We start from the raw sequence: 11,882 nt of genomic DNA on the forward strand, positions 1-11,882 counted from the left end.
ACCCGCCGATTCTCAAGGTGATGGGTCGTAAGAAGAAGATCGGGTTCGGGCCGAAGGCGCATGTGGCGCTGAAGGTTCTGGCCAAGGGCAAGAACCTGCGCGGTACCAAGCTCGATCCCTTCGGCTACATGCACGTCCGCAAGGTCGAGCGTGAACTGCTCGCCGAGTACGAGGTCATGATCGCTGATCTCTCTCGTACACTCGCAACCGACGGATACGATCGCGCCGTCGACATCGCGGCACTCCCGGACATGGTTCGTGGTTACGAGGACGTCAAGCTCGGCAACATCGAACTGTACAAGACTCGCCTGCGCGAACTCGGAAGATCACACTCAGATGTCTAGAAAAGCAATCCCAGCTGATGTCCCTTGGGACGCGCATGTCAGTCTAACTAGCTGCGGCTTGGCGCACCTTCAGTCGATGGGGACAACCGATAGCCTCGAAATGTACTCAATTGACTGTGAGGATACTGCCAGCGTCATTCCCCGGCTTACGACCATATTTTGGCGCCTTGGTGTCGAACTTCGGGACTTGTCTACGTGGAAGTCGTTGGCGGGCAAGCCTAAGCAAGGTGTGTTGATCATCTGTAACCGACCGCCGCGTCTAGAAGCAGAGTTTCTGGTCAAACGAATGAACAACTTGGTCGGTGTGGTCAAAATCCGTACGATAGGCCTAGATTCTGCCCGGCATTGCCGACGCGGCAGTGCGCCGCGGAATGAGGTAGCTCCTGGCGCGAACGCCCCGCTGCGGAGCGGCTCTCTTTGCTGTGCTGGCCCGTCCGCGTGCCGTTCGGTGTCTGACCGGCCGGAGCTGGTCGAGAGGTGCCGTTGTTCATCGGGCGGCGTCGACGGCTGACGGGCCCCGCTCAAGTCGGCCCTGCCGACCCCTGCCCATCCCGATGGGGAAACGGTTGCGCCGACAGCGGATCGACAAAGCCCTACACGCGCTCATCATTTCAGACATGCGTCCACGGCGTCTCGATCGACGGACCCGCGAAGTCCTCGTCACCGCAGTCGGCGACAGTGCCTCGTTCGAGTTTTGGCGCGAGTTCCTCACCAGCCCAAAAGACCGCAAAAGCGTTGCGGCACTGGAGAAAGACGTCTGGATCGACAACTGGAACCAGAACCCGAAACCCTTCGTCTGGCGCAAGACCGCCGAAGAAATTCTCGTCTCCTCGCCAATATATATCGAAGATTCCAGAACCAGCACACTAGTGCAACGCAAGTCCACGCGGCTGTACCACATGTGTTGTTGCTAGCTCACTAACATACGTTTGGGGCTTGGGGTGTATCTGGCGGTCGTGATTGATTCTTGTTCTCGTCGGATGCCGACAGCACACAGAGCTGCTATCGCAGCACCTCGACGCTGGTTCCGGCTGTTCCTCTTACCTATCGACCTCGGCCGCCAATCGCGCCAGGGCCCCGATGTCCGCGGAACGACTACCTGCCGGCCACGCCAGCACCGTGGTGACCGCGGCGGCGTCGGTGACCGGGATCGCCACATGTTGTGGCCACTGCCACGCACGACTGGAGGCAGGAATTACCAAGAGCGCCTTGCCCAATGCGACTAGCTGGGCTATAGCCGATTGGGTACGCACCTCCGGCCCAGGACCCTCCGGGTAGCTGCCGTCAAGTTTCGGCCACCGGGCCAACGGCAGATCGGGGATATCTTGAATCAGGGAAAGCGTGACATGCGTCCGCGTCGCGAGAAAGTGGCCCGCAGGAACAATGGCCACCTGCCCCTCGGCGAGCATATCTTCGGTGTCGAAGCCGTCGAGATCATCGACCGGCCGGTGCATGATCGCCACATCGGCCCGGCCACCACGCAGCAGCGCCGCCTGCTCCCCGACCTCACACAGCAGCACCTCGATATCAGGAATGTCACTCCGCTTGGCAGCCTCCTCAAGCAGCCGTTGCAGCAGCTCAAGGGACGCACCTGCTTTCGTCGCAAGCACCAGCTGTCCCCGAGGGCTTCCGGCTCGCCGAGTCCGGTGAGCCGCAGCCTCGACCGCCTCGATCACCATGCGCGCCTCGCTCACCAGGACCCGTCCGGCGCCGGTGAGCTCGACGCCGCGACGGTCGCGCTCGAACACCTTCACGCCGAGCCTCGACTCGAGTCGCTGGATCGCACGCGACAGCGGCGGCTGCGCGATACCGAGCCGGTCTGCAGCCCTACTGAAGTGCAGCTCGTCGGCAACGGCGAGGAAATACCGGAGCTCACGCGTTTCCAGATCAGACACGTCCACCACGATACCTCTGATACCCCCCGGGTATCACAGAAGAGGTGATCGGTCTTGGACAGCACGACCCCACGCGGCGACAATCAAGAAGTGAACACCACCAAGACAGCGCTGGTCACCGGCTCAAACAAGGGAATCGGCTATGCGGTCGCACATGAACTCGGCACACAGGGGTTCCGCATCGCGCTCGGAGCCCGCGACGACGCCCGCCGCACCGACGCTGTGGCTCGTCTCCGCAACGACGGTATCGAGGCCTTCGGCGTTGCCCTCGATGTGACCTCCGACGACAGCGTCGCGGCAGCAGCAGCCACCATCGAGCGCGAGGCCGGCAGGCTCGATGTGCTGATCAACAACGCCGGCATCGGCGGCCGGACCGATGACGGCGCGCAAGACCCGACCACGATGGATCTCGATGTCCTGCAGCACGTCCTGGAGACCAATGTTTTCGGTGCCATCCGGGTCACCAATGCCGTTCTCCCACTGCTGCGGCAATCCGACTCACCGCGCATCGTCAACGTGTCCAGCAACATGGGCTCCCTCGCACTACAAACGGGCCCCCAGATGGCCGCCTATGCGCCGTCGAAAACCTTGCTCAACAGCATCACCGCCCAGTACGCCCGGGCACTGTCGAACACGAACGTCGTCATCAACGCGTGCTGTCCCGGTTATGTCGCCACCGACTTCACCGGCCACAACTCGGGCCGCTCGCCAGAGCAAGGTGCCGCCATCGCCGTCGCACTCGCCACCCTCCCCGACAACGGACCCCGAGGCGGATTTTTCGACGACGCCGGCCCCATCCCCTGGTGAACAGATTGTGACGATCCAAGGCGCGCAGAAACTTTCGTCTTCGAAATTGTGTTTCGGATTTGCTCTCTACCAGTTGGAGCACTGACGGCAACGGATTAATCGACTGGACGACCCTGGCGGCCGCGTCGATCCGGTTCCACTGGGAAGCCTTTGAGCTGGTTTGCTTCCTCAACAAGGGCAACGACAACCAAGACTGTGACAAGGAGCGCGCTGACAATCATGCCTGGCCAGGCACCGCCGACGAGTCCGATGGCTGCGCATGCGAGCACTCCACTTATCAGGGGACGACTGAGAGTGCGTGTGACCCGAAGCCGAAGCGCTGTTTGGGCCACGAGGTAGACAGCGGGGCCGCCAATGACGGCGATCATCTGCGCAGACGATAAGCGGTCTGTGGGGTGTGCGATGACCAACTCGTCACCGACCGCCGTCAGAATGATGCCCGCGATGATCAGAACGTGCCCGTAGGTGTAATAGTCGCGAGCCAACTGTGTGCGAGCCGATGATTCAGCAAGCGCGTGTCGAGCAATCTCGCGGGTCGCGGTGAAGTACAACCACCACAAAGCCGCAGTCCCGACGAACGCTCCACCGAACGCTGTCACGGTCATCACATCGAGTTGAAGATGGGCCACTGTGGTACCCGTGATGACAATCGTCTCTCCGAGGGCTGCAATGACGAAGAGCCCGAACCGTTCGACGAAGTGATCGGTGGCGAGATCCCATGTCTCCCCCGCCAGCCGAGGCCGGCCGGGGACACGGAAGAAGACCAGCGGCGCAGAGAAGTCGAGCGCGAGCGCAATGATCCACAAACCTACGCGTGCGACATCAGTTGTCAGGGCACCCGCAATCCAAAACACGCCGGCGGCAATTAACCAAGTGAGGATCCGGCCAGCACGCTCACGCTCGAGCGTGCCCTTCTCGGCGACCACGAACGTCAGAAAGAGGTGCCGACCGACCTGGATCGAGACGTAGGCGCCAGCGAACAGCAGTCCTTTATCGCCGAAGGCCTCCGGGGCAGCTATCGCCATGATCAGACTTGCGAGCATCAGCGCGATCAGCAGGATGCGCACGGCGTTGGTTTCCGGGTCGAGCTCGTTGGTGGCCCACGTGGTGTAGTTCCACGACCACCAGACCGCGAGCAGGATCATCACCGCTCGGCCAGCGCCTGCCAAGGTCAGGTGCTCGAGTAAGAGGTGTGAGACCTGACTGATGGCGAAGACGAACACGAGGTCGTAGAACAACTCCAGCGGCGCCGCCCGTTTGCTCTCGGGGTTGTCGCGGCGTTGAGCCTGCCGTGTCACCAGGGGAGCACGCCGGCGCGGTCCGTGACCGTGCCCGTGGGCGTGTCGGGTCCCAGGGTGGCGATGCGAACAGCCGCCTCGGCTCCGTCCTCGACACTGTGCCCGATCCGGCCGGTGAATTCGGTTGCGGTCTGGCCGGGATCCACCGCGTTGAAGCGAACATCGGGGATCGTCTTGGCATACTGCATGGTCAGCATAGTGACCGCACTCTTCGACGAGCCGTAGGCTGCGAGCGGGTACTGCGACTCGACTTGTTCGGGATCCTGGGTCAGCGTGAACGACCCGAGGCCGCTGGTGACATTGATGACCGAGGGGGTGCTCGCAGCTCGCAGAAGAGGCAGGAATGCGTGGGTGACGCGCACCAGGCCGAAGACGTTGGTTTCGTATACGTGGCGGATCTGGTCGGCAGTCATGTCTTCGGGTGCCGTGACTTCACCGAGAATTCCGGCGTTGTTGACGAGGATGTCGAGGTGCCCGGCTTGCCTACGCAGCGTCTCGACTGCAGCGTTGACCGACGCGTCGTCGGTCACGTCCAGTTGGATGAAGTGCGCACCGAGCCGGTCGGCGGACGCACGGCCGTTCTCGGCGTCTCGGGCTCCGATCCAGACTGTCTGTCCGGCCTGGACGAGGCGGCGTGCCACTTCGTGGCCGAGGCCCCTGTTACCGCCGGTGATCAATGTCGTGGTCATAGTTCTCTTTCTGGTATGTGGTGGTGCCGCTACCCTGCACGGAGAAACACGCGGAGCACCAGCGACTTTCGTGGTGGCGGTAAGACTTGTCGCCACCCGGGATGGAAGGGGACCGCCGACGAGGACCCTTCTAGTGATCGGGCCGAAAGGGCAGCAGCAAACGAATGCCGTCCTCGATGGAACCGTCGATCAGTTCAAGCATCTGCGGGACGAGTTCCTGCATGCGCGGTGCGCTCAGGTGAGCGTCGAGCAGCTCGTGGTTTTCCCAGCGCTCGTAGATGATGAACGTGCCGGGCTCGCCGGCGACCTCGTGCGCCTCGTAGTCGATGTTGCCGGGGTCGTTCCGGGACGGCGTGACGGCCGCGGTGATGAAGGCCTTCAGGTCAGCCTCCTTACCGGCTTTTGCGTGCGCTTCCCAGATCACGGTCACGTACCCGTTGGGTGTGGCAGTCATGTTCGGTTCTTCCGTTCGTTGAGGGGTTCCGGCCGAGCCCGCGCCAAAGGCTGGCCCGACCGTTATTTGTCTGGTGGTGTTTCCTGGTCAGCTCTCGACGAAGGCAAGTAGGTCGGCGTTGATGGTCTCGGCGTTCACCGTGCACATTCCGTGGGACAGGCCCGGATAGACCTTCAGGGTTGCGTTCTCGATCAATGTCACCGCCAGCTCCGACGAGTCGGCGATGGGAACGATTTGGTCATCGGTGCCGTGCAGGAGAAGCGTGGGAACGTCGATCGCCCGGAGATCCTCGGTGAAATCGGTCTCCGAGAAGGCTTCGATGCCGTCGTAGTGCGCCTTTGCGTTACCTGCCATTCCCTGGTTCCACCAGTGCAAGATAGCGCCCTGAGATGGCTTCGCACCCGGTCGATTGAACCCGTAGAACGGTCCGGACGCGACGTCGAGATAGAACTGGGAACGGTTGGTAGCCAGTCGTTCCCGGAATCCTTCGAACACTTCGATCGGCAACCCAGCCGGGTTCGATTCGGTCAGGACCATGGTCGGCGGGACTGCTCCGATGAGGACGACTTTAGCCACTCGGCCGGCGCCGTGCCTGGCAACGTAACGAGCCACCTCTCCGCCACCGGCGGAGTGGCCGACGTGCACGACGTCGTTCAGGCCTAGGTGCGTCACGACGGCGGCGGCATCCGAGGCGTAATGGTCCATGTCGTGTCCGTGCCCGACATGGGTAGAGCGCCCGTGCCCGCGCCGGTCGTGCGCGACGACACGGTAGCCGTGGCGGGCGAAGAACAGCAGCTGAGCGTCCCAGTCATCCGAACTCAGCGGCCAGCCGTGGTGGAACATGATCGGCTGGCCGGCGCCCCAGTCCTTGTAGAAGATCTCGACTCCGTCGTCGGTGGCGACGAAGGGCATGGTGGGCTCCTCCCGTTCGGCCCGGTATCGGGCGAATTCTTGACTCCACCAGCGTCGCTCGAGCGTGGTCGTGACAGCTTCGGTCAGTTGACTGCCATTTCATGGCCGTTTACTCAAGTGCGATCCGCTGCAGCCGGACGCCCCGCCCGTGGAACCCTCTATCGGGTGGTCGGCGGCTCAGGTGGAAGAGCTTCGAGGGCGTCTCGGAGGGCGCCACGGGATGTGATCCCCAGTTTCGGAAACAACCGATAGAGATGTGACGAGACCGTCCGCGGCGACAGGAAGAGCTGCGACGCGATCTGGGGATTCGACAGCCCCGTCGCTGCGAGCCGAGCGATCTCCATCTCCTGTGGTGTGAGGCTTGTGCCGGCTTTGCCGCGGGAGACGCGTGTCATCCCGGTGGCGCGGAGCTCGGCCTTCGCCCGTGCCTCCCAGGGCCGGGCGCCGACCCTCCCGAATTGGTCACAGGCAGCCTTCAGCTGTGTCCGGGCGTCACGGGTGCGTCCTCGCCTGCGCAGCTCCTCGCCGTACGCCAGACGCGCACGGCCTACCTCGAACGGCCAGTGCTCGATACCTGGCAGCGCGAGCGCCTCCTCGAACCGCTGGACTATGTCGTCGGGCTCCGACGTCATAGCTGTAGCCGTCGCCACGCTCAGCGCCCATCGTGGTGACAGGCGCGCGACACCCGACGCACGCAGCGCGTCGGCGTGCCGCCGCGCCTCCGCACTGTGCCCCGTGCGCAGTGCCGACTCGACGAGATCCGTTGCGGACCAGAGGGCTTCGGGGTTGAAGGGCGGCAGCGAGCCAGGTGGACAGATCGCCGTAGCGTGCCGGAAGGCTGTGTCGAAGTCAGCGGCGCCGATGGCAGCGCGGGCCGCAGCCTGGTGAGCGCAGTTCTCCAACCGCCGTAGTCCCCTGGGCCCGGACCAGCTCCAGATGTCCTGACAGTGGGCACGGCACGCATCGAGATCCCCGCGCTGGGCGTCGACCATCGCCGCGACGTAGCGGCCGACTTGACCGAACAGGCGATAGCCCGTCTCCTCGCACAGCACGATGAGCTCTGCGGCAGCGTCGGCCGAGGACTGCCACCGGCCGCGGTACAGGTCGTCCAGAGCAACGAACATCATTCCGGGCATGCTCGCTCCCATCGCGTCGTCATCGCCGACAATGCGAGAAACAGCCTCGCGGCAGCCTGGGAGCCGGTCGAGGTACGAGGCGGCCAGGGCAGTGCGGATCACGACGTCGGCATCGGTCTGGTCTTTCAGTCGCAAGATCTCGTGGTCCAGTCGACGGAGCATGTCGTCAGTGACGGCCCCTGGAGCATAGTGAATGCGGGCAACGGACACTGCTGCCGCGGGCGAATCGTCCGGAAGCTGTCTGAGAATCTCGATCAGGGGCTGCCAGTGTTCGTCGCGTCCCGAGTAGTGGCTGGCGAGGGTCAGGGTGAAGAGTGCAGTCTCGAGTTCGCCACGCGGCGGGTCGGACGGGACCAGGGCCTCTTCGATCAGCTTCATCAACAACGCGTGGGCGGTATCTGCATCGCCTTCGGTGACGAGCACGAGAAAGGCTGCGGCTGCGGCCGTTGTCGGTGACGGCGCCGGATCCCCGTGCATCTCGCGCATGATCTCGTGTGAGGTATCCAGATGGCCCGCCACCCATGCGGCGAGGTAGGCCGCTCGGGAGAGGCGGCGCGTTCGGTTCCCAGGGTCTGGACTCAGTTGGGCAGCTCGCCGCAGACGAGCGACGGCGCCGGCAGCGTCACCGCGCTGCAGACTGCTCTGTGCCGCGGTCTCCACGACCAAGGCCACCCCCTCGTCGGGCACCGTCGTGGCTCGGGAGAGGTGGTCACCGCGGCGTTCCGGTTGCCCAATCAGCGCGTCAGCCAAGCGGTGGTGCGCGCTGCGCCGCTGCTCTCCGGTTGCGGCGTCGACCACGGCGGACCTGACCAGCGGGTGCCGAAATCGAACGGTGCGACCGTCTTCAGTGACTTTGAGGAGATGGTCACGTTCGGCAGGAGCGAGCCTGTCCAGGGTGCTCGGACCGCCGGCCGCCGCGAGGAGACCGAGGTCACCGGAGCCCTCGAGAGCCGCGAGCAGGAGTAGGTCGCGGGTTCTCTGAGGTAGTCGCGCGACGCGGAGGGCATAGAGAGCGCGGACATCTCGGCCCTGCCCGCTCGTCCACCCCGATCCACGGAGGTCCCTGGCGCCGGACGCACTGGTGGCCCCGGCGAACTCGAGCAGTGCGAGTGGGTTCCCCTGCGCTTCCCCTGCCACCGTCCGCAGGATTCGGGGAGGTAGATGAACGAAACTCCTGGAGAGCAAGTTCAGTGCGTCCGTGTCGTTGAGCGGCGCGATCTTGAGTTCGGCGAGGCCGAGGGACTGGAACAAGTCATCGGTCTCGGTGCGCCAGGCTCCGAGCAGTCCGATTCGGCGGCCGGCGAGCCTCCTGGCGACGAACGACAACGTGGATCGGCTCGCGTCGTCGAAGACATGAAGGTCGTCGACGATGACGAGTAGCGGTTGCTCTTTCGCGGCCTCGATGAATAGCAATAGCGCCGCGTTCAGTACAGCGATCCGGTCGGGTGTGTGGCCGATGCCGAGACCGAGCGCGACCTTGAGGACCTCTCTCATGGCATCGGGCAAACCGTTGATCTCGCGAGATAGCGAGACGACGAGTTCGTGGAGACCAGCGAAGCTGATGTCCGTTTCATGTTCGACGCCACTGCCGCGGATGACCCGCATATCCTTCGCGAGGGCAAGGTCAGCGGTCGCGTCCAGGAGCGCGGTTTTCCCCACTCCCGGCTCTCCGGTGAGCAGGACGGCGGCTCCATCCGTCGACGCCCTGCCTACGAACTCTGTGAGCTCGGCAAGTTCGCGGTCTCTACCTACCAGTCCGGTCGGGTCGACGCCTACCCTCACCAATGTTGTCCCATCTCGTATTCGTTGTGGCCCCTGCCTGCTGCGCGAAACAGCAGCACGATCAGTCACACAATCAAGAAGAAAGTATTTCACTAACAGCACCCTGCGACCGAGCCAGAAGGCGGTATCAAACCGCATCACGGATGTACTGCGCACCATGACGATGCGACGGACACCCTCAGGTAGCGGTGCCAGGTCCCTCGCGGCTCCGCCACTGAAACCACCGCCGTTGCGGCAGCTATGCAGACGGGTTTGTCACCGCTGTGCTGTGCACAAATACTCGAAGTACATCGCCGACGATGTTCTCGGCCGAGGCAACCTCGGCGGTCAGACGACGCCTCCGCGCGACGGACACGACCGCGCATCGTCGCTACGCGGTTGGGCTGATGCCCCTGCTCGTCATTGAGAGGCCGGCTGGCGGGTGCACCCGCCAGCCGGCCGCGTCTAGCCGCACTTCCTAGTGGTTACCGGTGCCCTCAGGCCGTGAATGCCGCTGCTGTCGCGGCGGTGTCTTCGAAGAGGTGCATGCGGGTAATCTTTCCGGCCGACACGGTCAGGCGCAGTGCGACATCGGTATGAAAGGGTCGCCCAGTTGGGGCTGCAACGTGGTCGAATGCACCGAAGATGACGGCCTCGTCGCCGTCGGTGACCACGGCCTCGACCCCTACGACACTCTTGCCCGGTTCGAGCACTGCCCACAGTGCGCGGAAGTATTCGGGGACTTCGCTTTTGCGCGAGCGCTGACCGACCCAGGGTGCCAGCGCCGGGTCTCCGGGTACGAACCAGTCGATCTCCTCTGCGAACAGTTCACCCAGTCCTACTGCGTCTTGCGCACCGAGCCGTGTCAGGAAGGCTTCGGTCGTTTCTGCTGTGGTTTGTGTGGTGGCAGCCATGGGGCGTCTCGTTTCTAATCAGGGTTCCCGATCACAGTTATGTAGTGATCGATACAAAAAGTTATCACATCCGTAGCGTCCGCTATAAAATCCGGGTATGGGACGCCCACGCAACTTCAACCGAGATGCCGCTCTGGAAAAGGCGATGCTCCTCTTCTGGGAGCGCGGCTACGAGCAGACCAGCGTCACTGACCTCACACATGAGCTCGGCATAGGGCCACCCAGCCTGTATGCGGCATTCGGGAGCAAACGTGAACTCTTCGACGAGGCCGTCGCGCGCTACGAGGCCAGTCCTGAGTCGGTGACCACCGCAGGTGGTACCGGAACAACGCAACGTGAGGTGCTGCGGGCGATGTTCGACCGCGCCACGAAGGAGTATCCGAGCCAGGAACACCCGCGTGGCTGCCTCGTCAACACCGAGCCCGAGTTGAGTGGGAACCGCGGCCGGAACCGAGCGATCACGGCGGACCAGTTGCGGAAAGTGTCCGACAGCGAGTCGTCCGTCGACCCAGAGACCCTGGCCGCCTTCACACAGGCCCTTCTCGTCGGGTTGTCGTCCTACGCCCGCGACGGCGCCGACGAGGACCAACTACGTCGAGTATGCGACCTGGCTCTGCGCGCATGTCTGCCCATTCGGGGCCACTGACAACGCAGAAGCTCGGCACCTTGAAATCGGCCGAGGCACAGTCGGTTCCGTAGCCATTCGTCACGTGACGGACCAGCCAGCCGCTTGCCGCCGAGGCCGAGGCCGAGGCCGAGTACCAAGATGATGAGGCTGCGCCGCCCGACCCCGGGCACTTGGCAAGGCATCTGCTGTGACAGATCCGGCACGACTTCGCGAACAAGGACTGCCCATGTGATGAAAGTGCAGGAAATAAGGTTCTGAACTGGGGAATCGCCGGGAAGCCTCTAGCGCCGACCTCCCGCCAGATGTTGTCGCTGATTGATTCCTTCCCGGCCAGCGAACTCCGAAAGTCCCCGGTGCGGGTTGCTCGGATCAGCGAACGCTTGCCGTACATTCCCGTCCGAGTGGGTTGCGAAGGTCAAGGACCGAGTCGTTGACATCGAAAAGACCAAACGCCTTCGGTCTGAGGTATTGAAGCTCGTCATCGACACGTGGTTGGAGTGGAACGTGCCCGGTGATGTCATGGCAGCCGCAGCCCTGGTTTGTCTTGGGTGCCTGAGGAATTGGTGTTGAGATGCTCGCGAATCGTGCGCGGGTGAGAGCGGGACACCGTCGACAACGCTCGGGCGATGTCGCTGTAATCCTCGGCGGCCGGTGTCTGCTGGGACTGGAGCCAGCTCCGCGCCCGGGAGACGGCAAGATCGCGGTTGTCGGGATAGCCTCTCGACCAGTCGATACCGGCTTTGTCGATCCGATCGAGAACCTCGGCAGGGTCGATGATGTTGTCGCGGATCAACGCTCCGACGAACTCGTGATCTTTCTCCCGGCCTGCAATCAGTTTCGAGACGCACAGGTCGATCGGGTGCAGGCACAGTCCGGTTCGCCCGTAGTTTTGATCGTCGCCGGTTCCGCTGGCAGTGAAGGCGACGAGCCTGTTTTCCCAGCCGCGGGGAAGGACCACGGTGTCCCTGTGGATCCCCTCGACATAAACGCCGTGGCGAAGGTGAAACGGTGAGTCCTCCCCTACCCAGACGTTGAGCGTGCTCA

General features: G+C 63.4%; 11 protein-coding genes and 2 pseudogenes. 5 read left to right on the top strand and 8 right to left on the bottom strand.

Features of this window, described 5'->3' with window-relative positions; all coding sequences use genetic code 11:
• On the top strand, nucleotides 1-344 hold a 344-nt coding region (locus tag V2B23_RS30300; RefSeq protein ID WP_430953611.1), incomplete at its 5' end, for a DUF6537 domain-containing protein.
• A gap of 644 nt (nucleotides 345-988) precedes the next feature.
• A pseudogene (locus V2B23_RS30305) lies at nucleotides 989-1,072 on the top strand (transposase); the annotation flags it as partial.
• A 312-nt stretch (nucleotides 1,073-1,384) separates the two neighbouring features.
• Here V2B23_RS30305 and V2B23_RS30310 read toward each other — a convergent pair.
• Nucleotides 1,385-2,239, bottom strand: coding sequence for a LysR family transcriptional regulator (locus V2B23_RS30310; RefSeq protein WP_430953612.1), 855 nt, complete (start codon nucleotides 2,237-2,239; stop codon nucleotides 1,385-1,387).
• Nucleotides 2,240-2,293: 54 nt separating this feature from the next.
• Here V2B23_RS30310 and V2B23_RS30315 point away from each other — a divergent pair, with 54 nt between their 5' ends.
• A complete protein-coding gene (locus V2B23_RS30315) occupies nucleotides 2,294-3,046 on the top strand; it encodes an SDR family oxidoreductase (RefSeq protein ID WP_430953613.1) in 753 nt (250 codons plus the stop codon).
• A gap of 95 nt (nucleotides 3,047-3,141) precedes the next feature.
• Here the strand turns inward: V2B23_RS30315 and V2B23_RS30320 are convergent, their stop codons facing one another.
• From V2B23_RS30320 to V2B23_RS30340, 5 genes are all read right to left on the bottom strand, one after another.
• Entirely contained in the window at nucleotides 3,142-4,344 is a 1,203-nt protein-coding gene (locus V2B23_RS30320) for a low temperature requirement protein A (RefSeq protein WP_430953614.1), read from the bottom strand.
• Entirely contained in the window at nucleotides 4,341-5,033 is a 693-nt protein-coding gene (locus V2B23_RS30325; protein WP_033236876.1) for an SDR family NAD(P)-dependent oxidoreductase, read from the bottom strand. The genes V2B23_RS30320 and V2B23_RS30325 overlap by 4 nt, the downstream gene beginning before the upstream one ends.
• Nucleotides 5,034-5,163: 130 nt before the next feature.
• Nucleotides 5,164-5,487: a putative quinol monooxygenase gene (locus tag V2B23_RS30330; protein WP_033236875.1), complete on the bottom strand. Its 324-nt coding sequence runs from the start codon at nucleotides 5,485-5,487 to the stop codon at nucleotides 5,164-5,166.
• Between the two features lie 87 nt (nucleotides 5,488-5,574).
• A complete protein-coding gene (locus V2B23_RS30335) occupies nucleotides 5,575-6,399 on the bottom strand; it encodes an alpha/beta fold hydrolase (protein WP_033236874.1) in 825 nt (274 codons plus the stop codon).
• 158 nt (nucleotides 6,400-6,557) lie between these two features.
• The gene (locus V2B23_RS30340; protein WP_430953615.1) at nucleotides 6,558-9,317 is read right to left on the bottom strand and encodes a helix-turn-helix transcriptional regulator; all 2,760 of its coding nucleotides are present in this window, start codon (nucleotides 9,315-9,317) and stop codon (nucleotides 6,558-6,560) included.
• Between the two features lie 268 nt (nucleotides 9,318-9,585).
• Here V2B23_RS30340 and V2B23_RS30345 point away from each other — a divergent pair, with 268 nt between their 5' ends.
• The gene (locus tag V2B23_RS30345) at nucleotides 9,586-9,723 is read left to right on the top strand and encodes a hypothetical protein (protein ID WP_155276701.1); all 138 of its coding nucleotides are present in this window, start codon (nucleotides 9,586-9,588) and stop codon (nucleotides 9,721-9,723) included.
• A 70-nt stretch (nucleotides 9,724-9,793) separates the two neighbouring features.
• Here the strand turns inward: V2B23_RS30345 and V2B23_RS30350 are convergent, their stop codons facing one another.
• Nucleotides 9,794-10,210: a nuclear transport factor 2 family protein gene (locus V2B23_RS30350; RefSeq protein WP_033236872.1), complete on the bottom strand. Its 417-nt coding sequence runs from the start codon at nucleotides 10,208-10,210 to the stop codon at nucleotides 9,794-9,796.
• 97 nt (nucleotides 10,211-10,307) lie between these two features.
• Here V2B23_RS30350 and V2B23_RS30355 point away from each other — a divergent pair, with 97 nt between their 5' ends.
• Nucleotides 10,308-10,856, top strand: coding sequence for a TetR/AcrR family transcriptional regulator (locus V2B23_RS30355; RefSeq protein ID WP_072782817.1), 549 nt, complete (start codon nucleotides 10,308-10,310; stop codon nucleotides 10,854-10,856).
• 499 nt (nucleotides 10,857-11,355) lie between these two features.
• Here the strand turns inward: V2B23_RS30355 and V2B23_RS30360 are convergent.
• Nucleotides 11,356-11,882 (bottom strand): annotated as a pseudogene (locus tag V2B23_RS30360) (hypothetical protein); the annotation flags it as partial.

The organism is Rhodococcus sp. 24CO (genome assembly GCF_050586165.1).
GTDB lineage: Bacteria > Actinomycetota > Actinomycetes > Mycobacteriales > Mycobacteriaceae > Rhodococcus_F.